Origin of the sequence: Neisseria sp. WLZKY-1, assembly GCF_046546535.1 — a bacterium.
Classification (GTDB): Bacteria; Pseudomonadota; Gammaproteobacteria; order Burkholderiales; family Neisseriaceae; genus Neisseria.
In genome coordinates this window covers 1-21,780 of record NZ_JBKGTW010000001.1, presented here as the reverse complement: position 1 = coordinate 21,780, position 21,780 = coordinate 1, and the positions used below count along the sequence as shown (strand labels likewise).

The window sequence follows — 21,780 nt, the reverse complement described above, 5'->3', positions numbered from 1 at the left end:
AAGGCCGTCTGAAACCCTTACCCGTTTCAGACGGCCTCAACGCTTTCAGACGGCCTTCCCCACCAACTTATCCGCAGCCGCGCCGCCCAATCTCTGCCGCAACAGCGCTGCGGCCGCCCCGCCCTCCTGTCCGTGCGCCCGTGCCGCCGACAGAATCATCACCGCATCGAGCCAGCCGCCCGCGTCGGCAGAAACCTGCGTCAAATATCCGTCGCCGCAGCCGCAACGCCAGATGCGGCCGGTGTTCCGGTGGAAACACCACAGGCTGCCGTCGTCCGGGCTTTCGCCGAAGACAAGCAGCCCGTCGGCCTGTGCGAGGATTGCGTCGGCTTCGGCGGCAGGCAGTTCCGCCCAAATACCGTCCAACCAAAAACAAGCATCGGCCAGCGGCCCGATAAGCTCGGGCGTATAAATTGTCCAAGCCAGATACTGCACGCCGATATGTTCGTGGTAGGCACGCAGCACGGGCGGCAGCGGGCAGCCGATACGCCGTTCGCAGTCGGCCAAATCGGCGCGGGAAATGGGGAAAAACGAACGATCGCCTCCCCACAAATCCAAGTAGGCGCGGACGCACTGCGCCCACCAGGCCAAACGCGCCGCCTCGTCGGGCAGCGGCGGCAGAGTCAGGGGCGCGGGATGGTGCCGCGTTTGCGCCGTCGGCATTTCAGGCGGCGGCACAAAATAGGCGGACAACGCGGCCTGCCATTGCCCGTCGCCGACAGCGGCGGGCAGACTCTGCGCGATGCGGGCGAATACGGGCACGGACAGCCATGCGCGATAAGCAAAGCGCGCGCGCTCGCCGGCGGCTTGGACGATAAAACGGGCTTGTGGAGAAAACAGGGCGGAAAACGCCCCGTGCGGGACGGGATGGATAAGGACGGCAATCGTTTTGGGAATCAGGATCAGGCCGTCGCGCGGCATCTCGGGCAGGGCGGCGGCAAGGTCTTGCAGGGTATGGAACAGCCGCATCAGGGGCTTTCAGACGGCCTTGGCTTGCGCCGCTGCGCCATATTCTTGCCGATGCGCGCCAATTCGTCGGCGGGGATATGCGTTTTGCCCAGCTCGAACAAGCCTTCTTCCAAAACCAGATGCACGGCGTAGCCGTCGACAAAGGCTTGGAAGGCGGCGGCATCAGGGCGGTAGTGTTCGTCGGCTTCCAGCTTGGCAAACTCATCGGCCACCGCCGCCCAGTTGGCGTGTAGGACAACGTGCTGGCGCAGCAGCTCGTCCACGTCGGCCTGCGCCTGCGGCGCGTAACGCAGCAGCAGCGGGAAATAATCGAGTTCTTCGTCTTCGTGGTGCAGCGGCGCGGCAACGTCGAAATACTGCGCAATCTGGCGGATGGTGCGCAAGACGATGTCGTTGCGGCCGTTTTCGGCGATATAGCCGTCGAGCATGCCGACCTGTTCGCAGAAGCGGCGCACTTTGCCGTGGCAGGCGTAGAGCATTTCGATGGGTTCGTCGAAAGTGACGCTGCGGGTGTTGAAAAGGTTCATGTCTGTCGTCCCTTGCGGCCGTCCGAACAATTTTGCGCCGCCAATCTTATGCGGGCGGCGGCGTTTGGCGCTTTCAGACGGCCTGAATCTTTGGTTTGCGAAAGGCGCGGAGTATACGCCCTTCCGTGTGCCGCAAAAACAGAAACGGCCTGCCGGATGGCAGGCCGTCTGAAAATGCGCGGGGCTTATTTCAGGGTGATGTGGCCGAGCATTTGCGAGGAGTGGGCGGGGAAGGAGCAGTAGAACTCGTATTTGCCGCCGTCGGCGAATTTGCTTGTGTCGACGGTGACGCTGGTTTCTTCGCCGCCGCCGATCAGTTTGGTGTGCCCGATCACGCGCTCGTCGCCCGCTTTGACGTAGTCGCCGTCGGCGCCTGCGCCCGCGCCGTCTTTAATCACGGCCTGGGTGTCTTCGGCTTTGGAAATCACGATGTTGTGACCCATTGCGGTTTTCGGCATTTTGCCGGTGTGTTTCAGGGTGACTTTGAACTCTTTGCAGTTGGTTTTGTCGATAACCAGTTCTTTGGTGTTGAAGTTCATCATGTCGTCGGATTCGACCACGGTTTCGCACGCGCCGGCTGCGGCGGCAGGAGCTTCGGCGGATGCTGCGGGCGCGGCTTCGGAAGCGGCAGGCGCGGCGGGTTCGGCTTCGGAGGCGGCAGACGCGGGCGCGGCTTCGGCAGAAGCGGCAGGCGGCGCGGCGGGGGTTTCGGCCGGTTTGTTGTCGCCACACGCGCTCAGCGCCAGTGCGGCTGCGGAAATCAGTGCTAAGTATGCCTTCATGTTTCATCTCCTGATGATGTTAAAAAATAAGTCGGGGAAACAAAGGTCTGACTCTTGCTCCCGTTCCGCCTGCGGCCTCTGCGGCGCGGGCGTCAGAAGCGGAATCTACCACAAAACCCCAACGAAAGATAATTATTTTTGATATTTGCCCGCCAAACGGCGAAGAGCGGCGGCCAGTTGCGGATGGTGTTGCAGCTGCTCGGCGCTGCGGCGGAAACTTTCGGCGGCGGCGGCGCTCAGGCGCAGGCTGTTTTCTTTCGGCGGCGCGGCGGGCTTGGGCACGGTTTTGACGCGCACGCTTTGTATCAGATCGCTGTACTGCTGCAAGCGCGGCAGCAGGGCGGGGGCGATCATTTTCAGGCGCGAGGCGGCCATGTTGTTGGCGGCCAGCAGCACCAGCGCGCCTTCTTCGATGCAGGCCGTCTGAACGTGCGGATGCAGGTTGGCGGGCAATTCCTGTTTGACGATGTTATCGAGCTGCCGCCACGCTTTGGCGCTTTGCAGGAGAAATTGCAACTGCGGGTCGGCGTCGGAGGCAGCGGCGCGGCTGCCGCGTTTGCCGATTTGTTCCAAATCCATTTTCAGACGGCCTCCTGCGGCCTCTCGCCGCTTTGTTTTGCCGCTGCCGCGCCTTGGTTGGCCAAGGCATCGGCACGTTCGTTTTCAGGATGTCCGGCATGACCTTTGACCCATGTCCAGACGACGTCGTGTTCGGCGACGAGGCGGTCGAGTTCGCGCCACAGGTCTTCGTTTTTCACCGGCTGTTTGGCCGATGTTTTCCAGCCGTTTTTCTTCCAGCCGCGTATCCAGCTTTCCATGCCATTTTTGACGTATTGCGAGTCGGTGCAGATTTCGATGCGGCTTTTGCGTTTGAGGGCTTTGAGCCCTTCGATGACGGCGGTGAGCTCCATGCGGTTGTTGGTGGTGTCGCGCGCGCCGCCGCTGAGTTCTTTTTCGTGGCAGCCGTAGCGCAGCAGTGCGCCCCAGCCGCCCGTGCCGGGATTGCCTTTGCAGGCGCCGTCGGTGTAGAGGTAAACGGTTTGTTCCATGTCGGTATGCCCTGTTTTGCAGCGGCGGATTATAGCAGGCCGTCTGAAATGTGCTTTCAGACGGCCTCCGGGGTTCAATCGGGCAGCAGTTTGCCGGGGTTCATGATGTTGTGCGGGTCGAAGGCGGCTTTGACGGCGCCCATCAGCCGCAGTTCGGCCGCGCTGCGCACGCGGGGCAGCCAGTGGCGTTTGACGATGCCGACACCGTGTTCGGCGGCTATCGTGCCGCCGCAGGCGAGGACGTGTTCGTAAACGACGGTGTTGACGGCGTATTCATAGGCGTAGGCGTCGTTGCCTGTCGCGGCGGTCAGGAAGGTGTTGTAGTGCAGGCTGCCGTCGCCGAGGTGGCCGAAGAGGACGATGTCGATGCCCGCGAACGCTTGGCGCAGCGCGGCGCCGCAGCTGCCGACAAATTCGGCGACGCGCTCGATGGGCAGGGCGATGTCGTGTTTGATGCTGACGCCGAGACTGCGTTGGGCGGCGGAGATGTTTTCGCGCAGCGTCCACAGGGTTTGCCTTTCGCTTGCGGATTGGGCGAGGACGCTGTTGTCAAAGCCGTGTTGCAGCAGGTATTCGGCGAGCAGGCCGCCGAGGTCGTCGCGCGGTTCGGCGTCGGCCAGTTCGAGCAGGACGTGCCAGGGGGCGGAAACGGGGGCGGTGCTGCGGCTGTAGGCGGCGGAGAGTTCGAGGGCGCGGCTGCCGACCAGCTCGAAACTGGTGAGCCGCTCGCCGAAGCGTTGTTGCACGAGGGCGAGGAGTCCGACGGCGCGATCGATGCTGTCGACGCCGACCCAGGCGGTTTCGCAGGTTTGCGGCAGAGGGAAGAGTTTGAGGGTGGCGGCGGTGATGACGGCGAGCGTGCCTTCGCTGCCGATAAGGAGCTGGCGCAGGTCGTAGCCGGTGGTGTTTTTGTGCAGGGGGACGAGTTGGGAGACGAGTTCACCGTCGGGCAAAACAGCTTCGATGCCGAGGACGAGGTCGCGCATGGTGCCGTAGCGCAGGACGTTGAGGCCGCCGGCATTGCAGGCGATGTTGCCGCCGATCTGGCACGAGCCTTCGCTGGCGAGGCTGAGGGGAAACAGCCGCCCCGCTGCGGCGGCCGCCTGTTGGACGTTTTGCAGGATGCAGCCCGCTTCGACGGTGACGGCGTTATCGGCGGCGCTGATGCTGCGGATGCGGTTCAGACGGCCTAAGTTGAGCAGAACGCCGCCCTGCGGCACGGCCGCGCCGCACAGGCCGGTGTTGCCGCCCTGCGGGGTGACGGGAATGCGGTTTGCAAAGCAAAAGCGCATGATTTTTTGCACGGATTCGGTGCTTTGCGGCCGCAGCACCAATGCGGCTTTTCCCGTGTAGCGGCGGCGCTGGTCGGTGAGCAGGGCGTCGGCATCGCGCAGGATTTCGTCTTCGTGCAAAAGGGCGGCCAGTTCGCTGAGGTCGGCGGGCATAATCGTTTCCAAGGCTGTCGGGCAAAGCGGCGGATTATATAGCGGGACGCAATGGCACGCCTACCGCACGCCGTTCCGATTCGTGCCGCTGTTTTCAGAACAAAGGCGCAAAGGCCGTCTGAAACGTTCAGACGGCCTTTGCGCCATGCAAAACAGAGCGCCGAAGCGCTCTGTCGCAAAGGGAAAATCCCGATTATTTGCTGGCAGCAGCTTCGGAAGCGGCAGCTTCAACAGCAGATGCGGCAGCTTCGGTAGCAGATGCAGCGGCTTCAGTAGCTTCGGTTGCGGAAGCAGCGGCAGTTTCAGCCATGGAAGCGGCAGAAGCGGCGGCTTCGGAAGCAGCGGAAGCGGCAGCGTCAACGGCAGAAGCGGCGTTGTTTGCAGCGTTGTCGCCGCAAGCGGCCAGGAACAGGGACATCAGGGTAGCGGCCAAAAGAGATTTTTTCATTTTTAAAACACCTATTGCAAAAGATAAATTAACCAAAAACATCAGCAAATAATAACGCCCTACAACAGCGCTGCCGTTGCGGGCTTTTGCGGATTTATGCTGAACGGCCGCCATTATGCCTATCAGACCGTGCAAAATCAATCATACTTTGATTTGCGTCACATTCGTCGCTGTGCCGACGGGATAGTATCCGCCGTTTTCCGTCGGCACGTCAGAGCGCTGCCGCAAGCACGCAGGCGAAACCGCATTTCCCGTACGGCTCCAATAAAACCTTTTGGAAACATACTGTTTTATTTTTCACGCCGTCCTTGATCCCGTCCACCGCCCTCCCAAGCCCATCCATTCTGTTTTCCGGTAGCAAAAACGCAACAACATCCGCACATCCCCCGCAGAACACTCGGATCGCACCGTAAAAACGGGCCGAAATAAACCATCTGCGCCTGCGGCTTGATGATACAATGCGCGCTTTTACAACCTGTTCCGAAAGACAGCCATGATTAAAAAAGACACCGTTGTCGGCCTGCATTACCAAATGTTCGACGCCAACGACCAGCTCATCGATGAAACGCAGCAGCCCATCGTTTACCTGCACGGCGGCTATGACGGCATTTTCCCGCTGGTGGAAGAAGCCCTGCACGAGAAAAACATCGGCGACGAAGTAGATGTTGTGCTCCAACCCGACGACGCGTTCGGAGAGCAAGATCCCGAGCTGATCCGCATCGAACCGGCCGACGCTTTCCCCGCCGAAGTGAAGCCGGGCATGATGTTTGAAGCCGACATGCCCGACGGTGACGTGGTTATCTTCCGCGTGACCAATGTGGCCGAAGGCAAAGTGGTGGTCGACGGCAACCATCCGCTGGCAGGCATGAAAATCCGTTTCAAAGCGAAGGTGGACAGCATCCGCGAAGCGACAAAAGAAGAAACCGAGCACGGCCACGTCCACGGCCCGCACGGCCACCATCACTAAGCATTGCACCACACTAATAAGGCCGTCTGAAAAGTTTCAGACGGCCTTTTCTTTATATGCTCCGCCGCGTCTTTTTTCAGACGGCCTCGGACATATCGGCGTCTGCCTTAAAGCGGCTTTATTCCTAAGCGATTTCACGCATTTCGCCACCCAACGCGTCCAATTCGCGCAACGCCTTTTCCCAAGCCTCATCAAGCAGCGTGCAGGCCGCACCTTCGGCTTTGATGCCGAACTCGATATGCGGCGCAACACGGCTGCCGTCGGCTTCGGTGCGGCCGACGCTGGGCAGGCTGTATGTGCGGATACCCGCGTAATCGCGTTCGATACGCTCCATCAGCGGCGTGATGCGCGATTCGGGCAGGCCGAATATCCAAATACCGCGCCCGTCGCTGCGGAGGCGGTGGAAGCGGTCGGCGTAGCGGTTTTCCAGCACCCATTCGGCCATCGGGTGCGCCATCACGGGGAAGCCGGGCAGGAAGTAATGTTCGCGGATGGAAAATCCGGCGATATTGTTGAAACTGTTGGGGATGATGTCCGCGCCCTGCGGGAAGTCGGCCATTTTCAGGCGTTGGCGGTGTTCGGGAGAATCGGGGCTTTCACCGCGCTTGGCGGTAACACCCGCAATCAGTGCGGCGGCTTCGGGATGGCGCACCAGCGGCAGGCCGAGGGCTTCGGCAGCGGCCTGGCGGGTGTGGTCGTCGGGCGTCGAGCCTATGCCGCCGGTGACGAAGGCGGGCAGGCCGTCTGAAAAGCTGCGGGAAAGCTGCCTTACCAGCAGGCCGCGTTCGTCGGGCAGGTATTGCACCTGGTTGAGCTTGAGGCCGCGTGTTTCGAGCAGGTTTTTGAAAAAGGAGAAATGTTTGTCTTGGCGGCTGCCGTGCAGGATTTCGTCGCCGATAATGATGAGGTTGAAGCGGTTCATGGTTGAGGCCGTCTGAAAAAAGCGGGCATGATAGCAAGGCAGGCCGTTTGAAACAAAAAAGACTGCCGGTAAGCAGTCTTTTTTTTTCAGGTTTCGGCGGTTTAACCGCGTTTGAACAGGTTGCCGAATTTGCTGTTGAATTTGTCGACGCGGCCGGTGGTGTCGACGATTTTTTGGGTGCCGGTGTAGAAGGGGTGGCAGTTGGAGCAAACCTCGATGTTGAAGTTTTCTTTTTCCATGGCGGATTGGGTCACGAATTTGTTGCCGCAGGAGCAGGTAACGTTTACTTCGTGGTAATTGGGGTGAATGCCTTGTTTCATGTGAATGTCCTTTATGTTAGCGGGCACAGGGACTGTACCTGTGCTTCAATGCACCCTTGCGGGCAAGCGGCGGATTATCGCGCAGGCACTTGTTTTTTGCAAGCTTTATAGGAACGTTCAGGCCGTCTGAAAGCACGGTTTCGGGGTTTTCAGACGGCCTTTGCGTGCGGTGTTTAATAATGCGGCTAATCTAATAATGCGGCGGGATTTCGTCGCGCAGGCTGTAAGGCTCGGCTTCGCCGCTGCTTTTGTCTTGCAGCCGGCGGTAGAGCAGCTGCAGTTGCGACTGCTGCAAGTCGAGCGTTTGGCGCATTTGGGCGATGGTGTCGCTTAGGCGGGTAATCAAATCGTCCTGTAAGGCCGTCTGAATTTCCAGCTCGGTGATGCGGTGTTCCAAATCTTGAATGTCGTTCATTTACAATACCATGGCGGCAATCCAGCCGGCGATGGTCAGCGGGATGTTATAGTGGATGAAGGTGGGGATAACCGAGTCGCGGATGTGGTCGTGCTGGCCGTCGGCGTTCAAGCCCATGGTGGGGCCGAGCGTGGAATCGGACGCGGGCGAACCGGCATCACCCAGCGCGCCTGCCGTGCCGACAATCGCTACAGTGGCCAGCGGCGAGAAGCCAAGGCTGATGCACAGCGGTACATAAATCGCGGTGATAATCGGCAGGGTGGAAAACGACGAGCCGATGCCCATCGTTACCAAAAGACCGACCAAGAGCATGGCCAGCGCGGCCATGCCTTTGCTGCCGCCGAACATCTGCATGCTGCCGTCAACCAGCGGCCGGATGTGGCCGGTGGCCTGCATCACAGCAGCGAAACCCTGCGCGGCAATCATAATAAAGCCCACCATCGCCATCATTTTGATGCCCTCGCCGAACACGTCGTTGGCATCATGGCGTTTGACCACGCCCAGCGTCATGAATACGGCAAAGCCCACCATCGCGCCGAGCAAAAGCGCGTCTTTATAAACCAACTGGATGACAAAGCACACGGCAATCGCTACGGCAGCAACCAAGCTGCGGTAGGACGAGGGCGCGGGCGTGTCGGCGGCGCTTTGGTTGTCGGCCAAATCGATTTCTCTGCTTTGGTACACGCGCGGTTTGCGGAAACGAACAAAGGCGAGCAACAGCCCGACCACCATGCCCAGCGTAGGGATGGCCATCGCCTGCATCACGTTGATGTGTTTGACGTTCAGCCCCGCTTTTTCGATGTTGCCCAGCAGGATTTCGTTTAAGAAAATCGCGCCGAAGCCGTAGGGCAGAAACATATAGGTTGTAACCAGGCCGAAGGTTATCACGCAGGCAATCAGGCGGCGGTCGACTTTTAGGCGGTTAAACACCAGCAGAAGCGGCGGGATAATCATCGGGATAAAGGCGATGTGGATGGGGACGACGTTTTGGCTCATCACGCCCATCGCCAGAATCAGCAGCAGCAGCCCCCATTTGAGTTTGCCCGCGTCCGATTCCGAGCGGTTGAGTTTGCGCACCACCGCACCCGCCAGCTGCTGCGGCAGGCCGGAATGGGTAATCGCCATCGCAAACGCGCCGAGCATGGCATATGAAAGCGCGATTTTCGCGCCGCCAGAGAGGCCGGTTTGAAACACGGTGATGATGCCTTCCTGCACCACTTTGTCGTCCGCCATCACGTCGGCAAGCGGCATGCCGGCCAAAAGCCCGCCGACAAACGCACCGATGGTGAGGCTCAACACAACGTGTACGCGCAAAAGCGACAGCGCGAGCATCACAATTACGGCAATCACAACAGCATTCATGGTTTTCTCCTTTCAGACGGCCGTCTGAAAAAACAGCAATCCCTGCCACCGCTTCGGCGGTGCGGCAGAACTTGTTTTCAGACGGCCTGAATTGTCAACATTTTGCAAATATTAACATAACAATATTGGCAGCAACAACATGAAACCGTCCGAATGTGGGATTCGGCAGGCAGAGGCCGTCTGAAAACCGTAAAAAACCGCATAAAGCCATCGGCTTTATGCGGTTTTGGCGAAACCGGATTATTTCAGCTTGGTTTCTTTGTACATAACGTGTTTGCGGGCAACGGGATCAAATTTTTTGATTTCCAGCTTGCCGGGCATGGTACGTTTGTTTTTGGTTGTGGTGTAGAAGTGGCCAGTACCGGCACTCGATTCCAGTTTGATTTTATCGCGCATAGCAGTAATTCCTTAATCGAAAATCTTCAAAATCAAGCTTCGCCGCGCGCGCGCAGATCGGCCAAAACGGCATCGATGCCGAGCTTGTCGATGGTGCGCAATGCTGCATTGGATACGCGCAGGCGCACCCAGCGGTTTTCACTCTCAACCCAAAAACGGCGTGTTTGCAAGTTAGGCAAAAAACGGCGTTTGGTCTTATTATTGGCGTGCGACACGTTGTTGCCACTCATCGGGCGTTTTCCGGTCACTTTACAAACTCGTGCCATGGTTTAACTCCAAACTTCTGAAAAAGTAAAACGCGGTTTATACCACAAACCCGCAATCCGCAGCAAGCACACATTTTTTCCGCACGCCGTTTGTGCCGGGCAAACCGATGAAAATGTGGCTTTTTATCCAAACACCCTTCCCCCGCGCTTTTGCACGCATTCTTTTCAGACGGCCTCATGCAAAACCAGAGGCAGGATTTCGCAACCCTTTTCCGATACCGACAAAAAACCGCCGCGCCCGTCGTGCCAGTCGGGCAAGACGTAGCGCGTAACGGTTCGGCTGCCGCAGGTGTGACGGTGAACGGCCGGGCGGTGGGTGTGGCCGTGGATCAGGATTTCGGCCTGCGGATGCCGCGACAGGGCTTGGCAGACGCCTTTTTGCGTCACGTCTGAGATGCTGCCCATGCCGATTTCGCGTTTGCGCTTTTTGCTGGCGGCACGCATATCGGCAGCGATTTTCCTGCGCCATTTCTGCGGCAGCGACAGCAGGATTTTCTGCACGGCTTGATTGCGCATGACGCGTCGGAAATGTTGGTAGGAGGTGTCGTCGGTACACATTTCGTCGCCGTGGGAAATCAGGCAGGTTTTGCCGTAAAGCACCAATTCTTCCGTCTCGGGCAGCAGAGTCATGCCTGCGGCAGCGGCGTATTTTTTGCCGAGCAGGAAATCGCGGTTGCCGCAGATGAAATAAACGGGCGTATGGGCGGAAAAAGCTTTCAGCGCCGCCGCCGCGTCCTGCGCCGCCTTGTCGGGCATATCGTCGCCCAGCCAGGCTTCAAATAGGTCGCCCAATATATAGAGCGCGTCGGTATCGTTTTCCCAGCCGCGCAGCGCCTGCGCGAACAGGCGGTTGAGGTCGGGCGTGTCGTCGGATAGGTGGAGGTCGGCGATGAAAACGGTGCGGCGCATGAGGTGGTTTGTCGGACAAAACGGCGGCGATTATATAGCGGAACGGTTTGGCGCGCCTGCGGCGAAGGCCGTCTGAAAGCGCAGTTTCAACAAAATTAAAACGGCAGGCAACGGGTGCAGAAAGGCCGTCTGAATGTTTCAGACGGCCTTTCTCCCGTTTCGGCAATAGCGGCGACAAGATTAGTTGAACAAGTCGTTCACTTTGTCTTCCACCTTGTCCCAAAACGATTTCTTGCGCGGGGTTTGGCTGCGGTCGAGGCCGGTGGAGATTTTTTCAAATTCTTCCAGCAGCTCTTTTTGGCGGTCGGTGAGATTGACCGGGGTTTCGACGACAACATGGCAGTAGAGGTCGCCAACAGCGCCCGAACGCAGGGATTTGATGCCTTTGCCTTTGACGCGCATGCGGCGGCCGGTTTGCGTTTCTTTCGGGATGGTGAGTTTGACTTTGCCTTCGAGGGTGGGCACTTCCACTTCGCCGCCGAGTGCGGCGACGGTGAAGCTGACGGGCAGTTCGCAATGCAGGTCAACGCCGTCGCGCTCGAAGATTTTGTGCTGTTTCACATGGACGGCAACGTAGAGGTCGCCTGCGGGTGCACCGTTGCGGCCGGGTTCGCCTTCGCCGGAGAGGCGGATGCGCTGGCCGTCGTCGATACCGGCGGGGATGTTGACTTCGACGGTTTTGCTCGCTTTCACGCGGCCTTCGCCGCGGCATTTGACGCAGGGGTCTTTGATTTCTTTGCCGCTGCCGTGGCAGGCGGGGCAGGTTTGCTGCATTTGGAAGATGGCCTGGCGGATGTGGACGGTGCCCGTGCCGCGGCAGGTGGAGCAGGTGGTGGCCGACGTGCCGGGTTTGGCGCCGCTGCCGTGGCAGACGTCACAGTCTTCGTAGGTCGGTATGGTGAAGCGTTTTTTCACGCCCTGCGCCGCTTCTTCGAGGCTGATTTGTACGTCGTACTGCAAATCCGCGCCCTGATAGCTCTGCTGGCGCGAGGCTCCGCCTCCGCCGCCGAACATCTGACTGAAAATGTCGCTGAAATCGAAGCCCTGTGCGCCGCCGAAGCCGCCGAAACCTCCGCCGCCGAAGCCGCCCGCGCCCTGCTCGAAAGCGGCGTGGCCGTATTGGTCGTACATGGCGCGTTTTTCTTTGTCGGACAAGGTGTCGTAGGCTTTTTGCACTTCTTTGAATTTTTCTTCGGCCGCTTTGTCGCCGGGGTTGCGGTCGGGATGGTATTTCATCGCCAGCTTGCGGTAGGCTTTTTTGATTTCGTCGTCGGTGGCGCTGCGGGCGACGCCGAGTGTTTCGTAAAAATCGCGGTTGCTCATGGTTGTGTTTTTGCGGGTAGTTTGGAACGGCGCGGTAGGTATGGGCGGCCGTCTGAAAATTAAAGCAGGCCGTCTGAAAATTGTCGCTGCACGCGGCGGCATTGTGTTTTCAGACGGCCTCTGCGGGATTTGGTTTGAAAACGCGGGCTTTAAGAACGGCTGCGGTCTTCGATGCGGCGGTTTGTGCCGTTTTCAGACGGCCTGCCGTCCACCGTGTGGAAATCGCCTTCGATAATGTCGTCGTCCGCGCCGCCGCGCCGTGCTTGGCCGAAGCCGCCGAACTGCGCCGCGCCCTGCGCCTGTTCCACCGGCGAGCCGCCTTTGAAGGGCAGCATCAGCAGCACGGCAAGCACGGTGGACACAAAACCCGGGCTGATGAGCAGCATGGCGGCCACGGCATAGCGCACCGGCCACAAAAGCTGGTAGGCCGACACTTTGCCGCCGCCGCGCACGGCCGCCGCCGCCAGCAATACGCCCGACAGCCCCATGCGCCGCAGCATGAACACGCCCGCCATCGCGCTGAGCGCCATCAGCAAGATAGCGGGCGCCGCGCCGATTCTGCCCGCCACTTGGGCGATCGACAGAATTTCCAGCACGATGAAAACAAGAAAACCGATACCGGCGTTCCGCATAGTTTGTCCTTTGTAATGAGTGGTTGCGGGGGCGAAACATACAGACAAAAGCGGCGATTTCAACGCAGAAGCGCGACAATGGGCGGTAAAAAAAAGTAAAGCAGCGCGGTGGGAAACGCGGTGCAGGAGGCCGTCTGAAAGCGCGGCGCAAACGGCATCGGGCGGCGCGGCGCAGCGGCGTCTGCATTCCGCGTCTGCCCGTATGCCCTGTTCACGGGCTCAGCGGCTTTTGCTATGCTTTGCGCCATGAAAACACCGCTTCCCACCCCACTCAAAACCTTCTCCGCCGCCGCTCTGCTCCTGCTCGCGGCCTGCGCCTCCCAATCCCCTTCCGACGGCTACTACCGCGTCCGCCCGGGCGACACGCTGCACCGCATCGCCGCCCGCGTCGGCCAGTCGCCCGCCACGCTGGCCAAATGGAACAAACTCAGCGACCCGTCGAAAATCACCGTCGGCCAGATGCTGCGCGTCGGCAAAAACGCCCCGCGCACGTCCGATACCGCCGCAGGCCAAAGCCGTCCCGTGCCGCAAACCAACAAACTCTCCATGCACCTGCCCAGCGCCAATCCCGTCCTCGCCCGTTTCGGCGGCGCGAACAAAGGCGTCGATTTCGCAGGCAGCGCGGGCGACCCTGTGAAAGCCGCCGCCGCGGGCAAGGTGCTCTATGCGGGCAACGGCGTGCGCGGCTACGGCAACCTCGTCCTCATCAGCCACGGCGGCGGCGTGCTCACCGCCTACGCCCACAACGACAAACTCTTGGTACAAAAAGACCAAACCGTGCGCGCGGGCGACACCGTGGCGCTGATGGGCAGCAGTGATGCCGAACGCGTGAAACTGCATTTCGAAGTGCGCGCCGCAGGCAAGGCCGTCAATCCCGAAAACTATCTGCCGCCGCTGCCTGCGTCCGCCGCGCCGACACCCGTCCCCTTCCCCGTTCCCGCCGCACCGGCGCAAACCGTTGCCGCAGAAACCGCCGTCGCCGCCGAAACGGAGGAACCGCCGCCCGCACCCGCTGCGGAAACGCCTGCGGCGGAGTGAGTTTCCGCAAGGGCGCAAGAGGCCGTCTGAAAGCGCGTTCCGCCCGCCGCACCTGCTTTCAGACGGCCTTTCTGCGGCTGTCTTTCCCCCGCCAAATCCGCTAGAATGCGTTTTTTCAAAAAGGAAAAACCATGCGTTACCTGCTCCCCCTCGCCCTCCTCGCCGCCCTGTCCGCCTGCTCTTGGGAAACCTACCAAAACAGCGAAGGCCGCACCGCGCTGCGTCAGAAATACCCCGCCGGAACAGGCGTCGCCTATCAGGACGGCACCTACTCGCGCAATATGCGCAACAACCAATACCGCCCCGAACAACACGCCGTTCTGCCCGCCCGCAGCGGTCAGGAACAGGAAGTACGCGGCACGCACTGGGAAAAAATCCGCCCGCAATAAGCCGCCCCGCGGCACAAAGGCTGTCTGAAACCGTTTTTTCAGACAGCCTTTCCCCGTTTCCCGCCGTCCGAAGCCGCAAGCCGTTTAAGACGGCCTTCCCCTTATCCGCACAATCTGCAAAGAGAGAGATGCCCATGAACCGTCCCAACCTTCACATCGTCATTCTCGCCGCCGGCAAAGGCACGCGCATGTATTCCAAAATGCCCAAAGTGCTGCACCAAATCGGCGGCCGCCCCATGCTCGAGCGCGTCATCGACACCGCCGCCGCGCTCAATCCCGCCCAAATCATTGCCGTCATCGGCCACGGCAAAGAGCAGGTGCTCGACACCATCAAACGCGACATCGCATGGGTCGAACAAACCGAGCAGCTCGGTACCGGCCACGCCGTCAAAACCGCCCTGCCCCACCTGCCCGACAACGGCCTCACCCTCGTACTCTACGGCGACGTACCCCTTACCGACACCGCCACCCTGCAAACCCTGCTCGATGCTGCAGGCAAAGAAGTTGCCCTCCTGACCGACCTGCCCGACGACCCCGCAGGCTACGGCCGCATCGTGCGCGACGAAGCAGGCAAAGTGATTGCCATCGTCGAAGAAAAAGACGCCGACCCCGCACAAAAAACCATCAAAGAAACCAACACCGGTATTCTCGTCTTGCCCAACAAATATCTGGCAGGCTGGCTCAACCGCCTCTCCAACGGCAACGCCCAAGGCGAATATTACCTCACCGACCTCATCGCCATGGCCGTAGCAGACGGCATCGCCGTACACCCCGTACAAGTGCGCGCCTCCCATCTGGCCGCAGGCGTCAACAACAAAGTCCAGCTTGCCGAACTCGAACGCATCTTCCAAGCCGAGCAGGCCGCCGATCTGCTCAAAGCCGGCCTCACCCTGCGCGACCCCGCCCGCTTCGACTTACGGGGCCGTCTGAAACACGGCCAAGATGTCGTGATAGACGTCAACGTCGTGCTCGAAGGCGAAGTCGAGTTGGCCGACGGCGTGGAAATCGGCGCAAACTGCGTCATCAAAAACGCCAAAATCGGCGCAGGCACAAAAATCGCCGCCTTCTCCCATCTCGAAGACTGCGAAATCGGCGCCGCCGCCCACATCGGCCCCTACGCCCGCCTGCGCCCCAACGCCCGCCTTGCCGACGGCGTACACATCGGCAACTTCGTCGAAGTCAAAAACGCCACCCTCGGCGAAGGCAGCAAAGCCAACCACCTCACCTACATCGGCGACGCCACCGTCGGCCGCAAAACCAACATCGGCGCCGGCACAATCGTCGCCAACTACGACGGCGTCAACAAACACCACACCGTCATCGGCGACGAAGTCCGCATCGGCTCGAATACCGTACTCGTCGCCCCCGTAACCGTAGGCAGCCGCGCCACCACCGGCGCAGGCAGCGCGATTACCCAAAACTGCCCCGAAGGCAAACTCGCCCTCGCCCGCGCCCGCCAAACCATAATCGAAGGCTGGGTGCGCCCCGAAAAAGAACGCAAATAGGGTTTCAGACGGCCTCCGATGCGGGTGCAACGCAGCAAAAGGCCGTCTGAAAGCGCAGCTTCAACGAAGTGAAAAACCTGTTTCCCCCTTTCGCCCCGCGGCCGTCTGAAAGTCAGCGGCGCGGGTTTTACCAACGGAGCAGCCGCTCCAATCTGATACTAAGGAACTTTTATGTGCGGTATCGTCGGCGCAGTGCGCGCCAATCATAATGTTGTCGATTTTTTAACAGACGGCCTCAAACGCCTCGAATACCGGGGTTACGACTCCTCCGGCATCGCCGTTTACGCCGAAGGCAAAATCAAGCGCGTGCGCCGCGTCGGCCGCGTGCAGCTGATGGAAGACGCGGCGCGTGAAAAAGGGCTGTTCGGCCACACCGGCATCGGCCACACGCGCTGGGCAACCCACGGCGGCGTCACCGAGCCCAACGCCCACCCCCACATCTCCGGCGGCAACATCGCCGTGGTGCACAACGGCATCATCGAAAACTTCGAAGCCGAGCGCGAACGCCTGCAAGGCTTGGGCTACACCTTTGAATCGCAAACCGATACCGAAGTCATCGCCCACAGCATCAACCACGAATACACGCAAAACGGCGGCGACCTGTTTGCCGCCGTACAAACCGCCGCCGCACGTTTTCACGGCGCATACGCCATTGCCGTGATGGCGCAGGATCGGCCGTCTGAAATGGTCGTCGCCCGCATGGGCTGCCCGCTTTTGGTGGCATTGGGCGACGATGAAACCTTTATCGCCTCCGACGTATCGGCCGTGATTGCCTTTACCCGCCGCATCGTTTATCTCGAAGACGGCGACATCGCCCAAATCGGTTCAGACGGCATCCGCCGCCTGATTGACAAAACCGGCAACGAGGCCGAGCGCAAAGTCAAAGTGTCCGAACTGTCGCTGGCCTCGCTGGAACTCGGCCCATACAGCCACTTCATGCAAAAAGAAATCCACGAACAGCCGCGCGCCATCGCCGACACCGCCGAAGTGTTCATCGACGGCGGCTTCGAGCCGGAAAACTTCGGCGCGGCCGCACGCGAGGTGTTCGGCAAAATCCGCAGCATCAAAATCCTCGCCTGCGGCACGTCCTACTACGCTGCACTCACCGCCCGCTACTGGCTCGAATCCATCGCCAAAATCCCCACCGATGTCGAAATCGCCAGCGAATACCGCTACCGCGACGTGATTGCCGACCCCGAGCAGCTTGTCGTAACTATCTCGCAATCGGGCGAAACCCTCGACACGATGGAAGCCCTGAAATACGCCCAATCGCTCGGCCAAAGTCACAGCCTGTCGGTGTGCAACGTGATGGAATCCGCCCTGCCGCGCGAAAGCGAATTGGTGCTGTACACCCGCGCCGGTGCGGAAATCGGCGTCGCCTCCACCAAAGCCTTCACTACCCAGCTGGTCGTCTTGTTCGGTCTGGCCGTAACCTTGGGCAAACTGCGCGGCTTCGTGTCCGAAGAACAGGCGCGCGGCTACCTCGACGAATTGCGCCAGCTCCCCAGCAGCATCCAGCACGCGCTCAACCTCGAGCCGCAAATCGCCGCTTGGGCGCAAAAGTTTGCCAAAAAAGACAGCGCCCTGTTCTTAGGGCGCGGCATCCACTACCCGATTGCCCTCGAAGGCGCGTTAAAACTCAAAGAAATCACCTACATCCACGCCGAATCCTACCCCGCAGGCGAGCTCAAACACGGCCCCTTGGCGCTGGTTGACGAAAATATGCCCGTAGTCGTCATCGCACCCAACGACGCGCTGTTGGACAAAGTCAAAGCCAATATGCAGGAAGTCGGCGCGCGCGGCGGCGAATTGTTTGTCTTTGCCGATTTGGACAGCAATTTCACCGAGTCCGACGGCGTACACGTTATCCGCACCCCGCGCCACGTCGGCGTACTCTCGCCGATTGTGCACACCATCCCCGTACAGCTTCTTTCCTACCACGCCGCCCTCGCACGCGGCACCGACGTGGACAAGCCGCGCAACCTGGCCAAATCGGTAACGGTGGAATAAGGTACGGAAAGGCCGTCTGAAAACTTTTGAGACATGGTTTCAGACGCCCTCCGACACAAGCGCAAGGCCGTCTGAAAAAAGAAAACCGCTTTTCAGACGGCCTTTATCCTTATTCCTTATAGAGAGACCGCACCATGCAGCGACACCTCGACGACTTATACCGCACACTCACCACCCGCAACCTGCGAATAGACGAATCCGCGGGCAACGGTTTGACATTTCCGCCGTTTGGACGCTGCGCCATCCCGCCGCACCCGCCGCCGTCCGCCTGATATTCGAAGGCATGGGCAAGCTGTCCGCGTTGCCGATAGAACAAAGCTACGGCTGCCACGTCGAAAACGCCCCTCATCTTTCACTGTATTTTTCCAAAAACAACCCCATGCAATGGCGGCGCGATTTGGCCGCATTCGCCGACACGCTTGAACAAACCGTTTTCAGAAACGTCATTCCCGCACAGGCGGGAACGGCTTCTGGCAGCACAAAGGCCGTCTGAAAAGCAGCAGTCAGGTCGTCACCCTGCGACACGCAGTTTCACCGTTTCAAGCAAAGGCCGTCTGAAAACCCTTTAAACATAGTTTGAACTTCGCTGAATCTCCACTTCAAACAGCCTTTCAACGGCAAAAAATATTTTTCACAAACAGCCTCCCACCGCTCCGCTTCAGTTTGAGAAAACCCCCTCAAAATGCCATAATGCCGCCCGTTTGCAACAGACCGTCCGCCGACGGACAACAGCCATGAACATCACCGTTATCGGCGCAGGCGCGTGGGGCAGCGCACTGGCCGTACACTTCGCCCGGCACGGCAACTGCGTTTCCCTGTGGACGCGCAGCCGCGAACAAACCGCCGCCATGCAGGCCGAACGCGAAAACAAACGCTACTTCCCCGGCTTCCCCTTCCCCGACGCACTGACCGTGCACGCCGACCCCGCCGCCGCCCTGAACGGCAGCGACCTTGTTCTGATCGTCACCCCCGTTGCCGGACTGCGCAACGCGGCGGAACAAATCAAAGCAGCAGGATTCGGCAGCTTGCCCGTTCTCGCCGCCTGCAAAGGTTTCGAATTGTCCACCGGCCTGCTGCCCCATCAGGTCTTGCGCGAAGTACTGCCCGAAAACGACAAAACCGGCCTGCTCTCCGGCCCCAGTTTCGCGCAGGAACTGGCGCAGCAACTGCCCTGCGCCGTCGTCCTCGCCGCCGAAAACGAAGCCTGGATAAGCAGCCTCGCCCGCGAACTCAACACCACCGTCCTGCGCCTCTACGCCAACACCGACACCGTCGGCGTTGCCGTCGGCGGCGCAGTGAAAAACGTCATGGCCATCGCCACCGGCCTTTCAGACGGCCTCGAATACGGCCTCAACGCCCGTGCCGCACTGATTACACGCGGCTTGGCAGAAATTACCCGCCTCGCCGTCGCCATGGGTGCGCAGCAGAAAACCATGATGGGGCTGGCCGGCATGGGCGACCTCATCCTGACCTGCACCGGCGCACTCTCGCGCAACCGCAAAGTCGGACTCGGCCTTGCCGCGGGCAAACCCCTGCCCCAAGTCCTCGCCGAAATCGGCCACGTCGCCGAAGGCGTGCCCGCCATCGACGAAGTCCTGCGCGCCGCCCACCGCCACGACATCGACATGCCCGTCACCCAAGCCCTGCACAGACTCGTGCGCGGCGAAACCACGGCACACGACGCTGCCGAATGCCTGATGCTGCGCGAAACCAAACCCGAGTAAACCGAAAAAGGCCGTCTGAAACTTTCAGACAGCCTCAGGAGCCGAACATGAACAAACCATTGGACAAACTCGAAGCCCGCGTCTACCAGCTGTCGCAGAAATTCGAAACCCTGCTCAGCGAAAGCCGCAAACAGCAGCTTGAAAACGTCCGCCTCAAAGCCGAACAGAAACGCAAAGACGACCAGCATCAGGCCGCCGTCGACGAATTGAGCGAAGCCCTGTTGGTGCAGGTCGGCAAACTGAAAGAAGACCTGCAAAGCAAAATCGACGCCCTGAGCGCCGAAAACCAAACCTACCGCGCCCTCCTGGCCGACACCGCCGCCGAACTGCGCCGCCTGTCCGGCCGCCTGCCGCAGGAGAGGCCGTCTGAAACCGCCGCACACAACCCGGGAGCAGAACCATGAGCAGCATCGAACAAATCCCCGTCTCCGTCATGGGGCGCACATTCAGCATCGGCACCCCCGCCTCCGAAAAAGACACCCTCTTGCAGGCGCTCGACATGCTCAACAAAAAAATCGAAGCCGTGGAAAGCGGCGGACGCATCGTCGAAAGCGACAAAATCATCATCATCGCCGCCCTCAACGTCGTCCACGACCTGCTGAAAATGTCGATGAAAGACGGTTTGGCAATAGGCGAATTTGAGCGTAGAATAACCCATATGACAGAGGTGTGCGACAAAGCACTGGCCAAAGTGCCTTGACAACCAACCTCCACCCCCTTTTCCCTGCGGCGAGCGCCAAGGCATACATTCCTTTGAACCAATAAGTTCGCTTCAGGTTGTCGGGAGATGCAGCAGGCGCGAGCGTTCCTACGGGAAACGCACCCGAAGCTGCCCGAGACAGCCGCCTTGTTTGACAAGGTTCAAGCGGATTGAGCCGAAACGCCGCCCGCGGGGAATCCCTAAAAAAGCACCGAATCCATACGGTGCTTTTCCTTTTCCCACACTTTATCCCGACCCGCAGGATTCTCCTGCACTTCAGATTGACAGTCTTCCGATAAGACACTAAAATCCACAACTTTCTATATCTCTTTGGATCAATCCTTATGAAAACCTTTTCAGCCAAACCGCACGAGGTGAAGCGCGAATGGTTTGTGATCGACGCGGAAGACAAAGTTCTGGGTCGCTTAGCAGCCGAAGTTGCCAGCCGCCTGCGCGGCAAACACAAGCCCGAATACACTCCGCACGTCGACACCGGCGACTACATCATCGTCATCAACGCCGACAAACTGCGTGTAACCGGCGCCAAATTCGAAGGCAAAAAATACTACCGCCATTCCGGCTTCCCCGGCGGCATCTACGAGCGCACTTTCCGCGAAATGCAGGAACAGTTCCCCGGCCGCGCTTTGGAAAAAGCCGTTAAAGGCATGCTGCCCAAAGGCCCTTTGGGTTATGCCATGATTAAAAAACTGAAAGTGTATGCTGGTGCCGAACACGCACACGCCGCACAACAGCCCAAAGTTTTGGAATTGAAATAAGGACGCAACATGAACGGTAAATACTACTACGGCACAGGCCGCCGCAAAAGTTCGGTTGCCCGCGTATTCCTGCAAAAAGGCAGCGGCCAGATTATCGTAAACGGCCGTCCCGTCGACGAATTCTTCGCCCGCGAAACCAGCCGCATGGTCGTGCGCCAGCCCTTGGTTCTGACTGAAAATGCCGAATCCTTCGACATCAAAGTCAACGTCACCGGTGGCGGCGAAACCGGCCAGTCCGGCGCCATCCGCCACGGCATTACCCGCGCGCTGATCGACTACGACGCCGCATTGAAATCCGCGCTGTCGCAAGCCGGTTTCGTTACCCGCGACGCCCGCGAAGTGGAGCGTAAAAAACCGGGTCTGCGCAAAGCACGCCGCGCCAAACAGTTCTCGAAACGTTAATCCGTTTTCTGCAAAAACCCTGCTTTTCCGGCAGGGTTTTTGTTTCCGTATTTTAAAACCGGCAGGCCGTCTGAACGTACGGGTTTGATAAGTTTGAACGGCCGCAGCCTGCCGCGAACAGCAGGCCGTCTGAAAACACCAGACGGCCAACAGTGCGCCAAAATAAAAAATGCTGCGCCTTAGCTCAAAGAGGGTCGGTTTTCTACGGCATTAAAAATGACAAGAAAACCAGCACCGTACTGCCTGTACTATCTGCGGCTTGCTGCCTTGTATCTTTTTTATTTTGACTCACTAGGGACTGTTGACATTCAATTTTTCACAGTATCATACAGATATGACCAGATATACCCTATCCGATGCCCAGTGGACAGCCATCGAACCGCTTTGTCCGGGTAAACAAACCGACCCGGGTAAAACCGCCAAAGACAACCGCCTGTTTCTTGAGGCCGTACTGTGGATAGTCCGCACCGGCAGTCCGTGGCGCGATCTGCCACAGGAGTTCGG

At 59.6% G+C, this 21,780-nt stretch carries 29 protein-coding genes and 1 other RNA gene; 14 read left to right on the top strand and 16 right to left on the bottom strand.

Annotation, left to right across the window (positions count from 1 at the left end; genetic code table 11):
- Positions 1-45 precede the first annotated feature (45 nt).
- The 7 genes from ACLD9W_RS00150 to ACLD9W_RS00120 all read right to left on the bottom strand — a co-directional run bounded on the left by ACLD9W_RS00150 (position 46) and on the right by ACLD9W_RS00120 (position 5,220).
- The gene (locus tag ACLD9W_RS00150) at positions 46-969 is read right to left on the bottom strand and encodes an SMI1/KNR4 family protein (protein WP_410840126.1); all 924 of its coding nucleotides are present in this window, start codon (positions 967-969) and stop codon (positions 46-48) included.
- Positions 969-1,496, bottom strand: coding sequence for a hemerythrin domain-containing protein (locus ACLD9W_RS00145; RefSeq protein WP_410840125.1), 528 nt, complete (start codon positions 1,494-1,496; stop codon positions 969-971). The genes ACLD9W_RS00150 and ACLD9W_RS00145 overlap by 1 nt, the downstream gene beginning before the upstream one ends.
- Before the next feature lie 185 nt (positions 1,497-1,681).
- Positions 1,682-2,278: an azurin gene (azu, locus tag ACLD9W_RS00140; protein ID WP_410840124.1), complete on the bottom strand. Its 597-nt coding sequence runs from the start codon at positions 2,276-2,278 to the stop codon at positions 1,682-1,684.
- A gap of 132 nt (positions 2,279-2,410) precedes the next feature.
- Positions 2,411-2,857, bottom strand: a complete 447-nt coding sequence (locus ACLD9W_RS00135; RefSeq protein ID WP_410840123.1) for a DciA family protein — start codon at positions 2,855-2,857, stop codon at positions 2,411-2,413.
- 2 nt (positions 2,858-2,859) lie between these two features.
- Positions 2,860-3,327 carry a ribonuclease HI gene (rnhA, locus tag ACLD9W_RS00130; protein ID WP_410840122.1) on the bottom strand — a complete coding sequence of 156 codons (468 nt, stop codon included), beginning with the start codon at positions 3,325-3,327 and terminating at the stop codon, positions 2,860-2,862.
- A gap of 74 nt (positions 3,328-3,401) precedes the next feature.
- The gene (locus tag ACLD9W_RS00125) at positions 3,402-4,772 is read right to left on the bottom strand and encodes an FAD-binding oxidoreductase (RefSeq protein ID WP_410840121.1); all 1,371 of its coding nucleotides are present in this window, start codon (positions 4,770-4,772) and stop codon (positions 3,402-3,404) included.
- A gap of 193 nt (positions 4,773-4,965) precedes the next feature.
- Positions 4,966-5,220: a hypothetical protein gene (locus tag ACLD9W_RS00120; protein WP_410840239.1), complete on the bottom strand. Its 255-nt coding sequence runs from the start codon at positions 5,218-5,220 to the stop codon at positions 4,966-4,968.
- 493 nt (positions 5,221-5,713) lie between these two features.
- Between ACLD9W_RS00120 and ACLD9W_RS00115 the strand changes: the two genes are divergently transcribed.
- Positions 5,714-6,187 (top strand): FKBP-type peptidyl-prolyl cis-trans isomerase, encoded by a 474-nt coding sequence (locus tag ACLD9W_RS00115; RefSeq protein ID WP_410840120.1) that lies wholly within the window; start codon positions 5,714-5,716, stop codon positions 6,185-6,187.
- Between the two features lie 124 nt (positions 6,188-6,311).
- On the opposite strand, the gene ACLD9W_RS00110 is transcribed toward ACLD9W_RS00115, so the two are convergent.
- From ACLD9W_RS00110 to ACLD9W_RS00070, 9 genes are all read right to left on the bottom strand, one after another.
- Positions 6,312-7,109, bottom strand: a complete 798-nt coding sequence (locus ACLD9W_RS00110; RefSeq protein WP_410840119.1) for a competence/damage-inducible protein A — start codon at positions 7,107-7,109, stop codon at positions 6,312-6,314.
- A 101-nt stretch (positions 7,110-7,210) separates the two neighbouring features.
- On the bottom strand, positions 7,211-7,429 hold the full coding sequence (rpmE, locus tag ACLD9W_RS00105) for a 50S ribosomal protein L31 (protein WP_410840118.1): 219 nt from the start codon (positions 7,427-7,429) through the stop codon (positions 7,211-7,213).
- A 190-nt stretch (positions 7,430-7,619) separates the two neighbouring features.
- Positions 7,620-7,844, bottom strand: a complete 225-nt coding sequence (locus ACLD9W_RS00100) for a SlyX family protein (RefSeq protein ID WP_410840117.1) — start codon at positions 7,842-7,844, stop codon at positions 7,620-7,622.
- Positions 7,845-9,206, bottom strand: a complete 1,362-nt coding sequence (locus tag ACLD9W_RS00095; protein ID WP_410840116.1) for a Na+/H+ antiporter family protein — start codon at positions 9,204-9,206, stop codon at positions 7,845-7,847.
- A 240-nt stretch (positions 9,207-9,446) separates the two neighbouring features.
- On the bottom strand, positions 9,447-9,602 hold the full coding sequence (gene rpmG / locus ACLD9W_RS00090) for a 50S ribosomal protein L33 (protein WP_009117634.1): 156 nt from the start codon (positions 9,600-9,602) through the stop codon (positions 9,447-9,449).
- Positions 9,603-9,634: 32 nt separating this feature from the next.
- Entirely contained in the window at positions 9,635-9,868 is a 234-nt protein-coding gene (rpmB, locus tag ACLD9W_RS00085; protein ID WP_036496141.1) for a 50S ribosomal protein L28, read from the bottom strand.
- 165 nt (positions 9,869-10,033) lie between these two features.
- Positions 10,034-10,777, bottom strand: a complete 744-nt coding sequence (locus ACLD9W_RS00080; protein WP_410840115.1) for a UDP-2,3-diacylglucosamine diphosphatase — start codon at positions 10,775-10,777, stop codon at positions 10,034-10,036.
- A 180-nt stretch (positions 10,778-10,957) separates the two neighbouring features.
- The gene (gene dnaJ / locus ACLD9W_RS00075) at positions 10,958-12,100 is read right to left on the bottom strand and encodes a molecular chaperone DnaJ (protein WP_410840114.1); all 1,143 of its coding nucleotides are present in this window, start codon (positions 12,098-12,100) and stop codon (positions 10,958-10,960) included.
- A 149-nt stretch (positions 12,101-12,249) separates the two neighbouring features.
- Positions 12,250-12,732 carry an FxsA family protein gene (locus ACLD9W_RS00070; protein WP_410840113.1) on the bottom strand — a complete coding sequence of 161 codons (483 nt, stop codon included), beginning with the start codon at positions 12,730-12,732 and terminating at the stop codon, positions 12,250-12,252.
- Between the two features lie 246 nt (positions 12,733-12,978).
- Here ACLD9W_RS00070 and ACLD9W_RS00065 point away from each other — a divergent pair, with 246 nt between their 5' ends.
- From ACLD9W_RS00065 to ACLD9W_RS00005, 13 genes are all read left to right on the top strand, one after another.
- On the top strand, positions 12,979-13,770 hold the full coding sequence (locus ACLD9W_RS00065) for a peptidoglycan DD-metalloendopeptidase family protein (RefSeq protein WP_410840112.1): 792 nt from the start codon (positions 12,979-12,981) through the stop codon (positions 13,768-13,770).
- Positions 13,771-13,901: 131 nt separating this feature from the next.
- Complete coding sequence (locus ACLD9W_RS00060; protein WP_410840111.1) at positions 13,902-14,159, top strand: spore cortex protein; 258 nt, start codon at positions 13,902-13,904, stop codon at positions 14,157-14,159.
- A gap of 134 nt (positions 14,160-14,293) precedes the next feature.
- Positions 14,294-15,664 (top strand): bifunctional UDP-N-acetylglucosamine diphosphorylase/glucosamine-1-phosphate N-acetyltransferase GlmU, encoded by a 1,371-nt coding sequence (gene glmU / locus ACLD9W_RS00055; protein WP_410840110.1) that lies wholly within the window; start codon positions 14,294-14,296, stop codon positions 15,662-15,664.
- 171 nt (positions 15,665-15,835) lie between these two features.
- On the top strand, positions 15,836-17,674 hold the full coding sequence (gene glmS, locus ACLD9W_RS00050; protein ID WP_410840109.1) for a glutamine--fructose-6-phosphate transaminase (isomerizing): 1,839 nt from the start codon (positions 15,836-15,838) through the stop codon (positions 17,672-17,674).
- A gap of 134 nt (positions 17,675-17,808) precedes the next feature.
- Positions 17,809-17,946, top strand: coding sequence for a hypothetical protein (locus ACLD9W_RS00045; RefSeq protein ID WP_410840108.1), 138 nt, complete (start codon positions 17,809-17,811; stop codon positions 17,944-17,946).
- Positions 17,947-17,957: 11 nt separating this feature from the next.
- Positions 17,958-18,167 (top strand): hypothetical protein, encoded by a 210-nt coding sequence (locus tag ACLD9W_RS00040; RefSeq protein WP_410840107.1) that lies wholly within the window; start codon positions 17,958-17,960, stop codon positions 18,165-18,167.
- 241 nt (positions 18,168-18,408) lie between these two features.
- Complete coding sequence (locus tag ACLD9W_RS00035; RefSeq protein ID WP_410840106.1) at positions 18,409-19,398, top strand: NAD(P)H-dependent glycerol-3-phosphate dehydrogenase; 990 nt, start codon at positions 18,409-18,411, stop codon at positions 19,396-19,398.
- Positions 19,399-19,445: 47 nt separating this feature from the next.
- Entirely contained in the window at positions 19,446-19,802 is a 357-nt protein-coding gene (locus ACLD9W_RS00030) for a hypothetical protein (protein WP_395428702.1), read from the top strand.
- Positions 19,799-20,098, top strand: a complete 300-nt coding sequence (locus tag ACLD9W_RS00025; protein WP_410840105.1) for a cell division protein ZapA — start codon at positions 19,799-19,801, stop codon at positions 20,096-20,098. The genes ACLD9W_RS00030 and ACLD9W_RS00025 overlap by 4 nt, the downstream gene beginning before the upstream one ends.
- 18 nt (positions 20,099-20,116) lie before the next feature.
- Positions 20,117-20,298, top strand: a non-coding RNA gene (gene ssrS, locus ACLD9W_RS00020) — 6S RNA.
- 144 nt (positions 20,299-20,442) lie between these two features.
- Complete coding sequence (rplM, locus tag ACLD9W_RS00015) at positions 20,443-20,874, top strand: 50S ribosomal protein L13 (protein WP_009426225.1); 432 nt, start codon at positions 20,443-20,445, stop codon at positions 20,872-20,874.
- 9 nt (positions 20,875-20,883) lie between these two features.
- The gene (gene rpsI / locus ACLD9W_RS00010; protein ID WP_009426226.1) at positions 20,884-21,276 is read left to right on the top strand and encodes a 30S ribosomal protein S9; all 393 of its coding nucleotides are present in this window, start codon (positions 20,884-20,886) and stop codon (positions 21,274-21,276) included.
- A 334-nt stretch (positions 21,277-21,610) separates the two neighbouring features.
- The coding region (locus tag ACLD9W_RS00005; protein WP_410840238.1) for a transposase at positions 21,611-21,780 on the top strand (170 nt) is incomplete at its 3' end.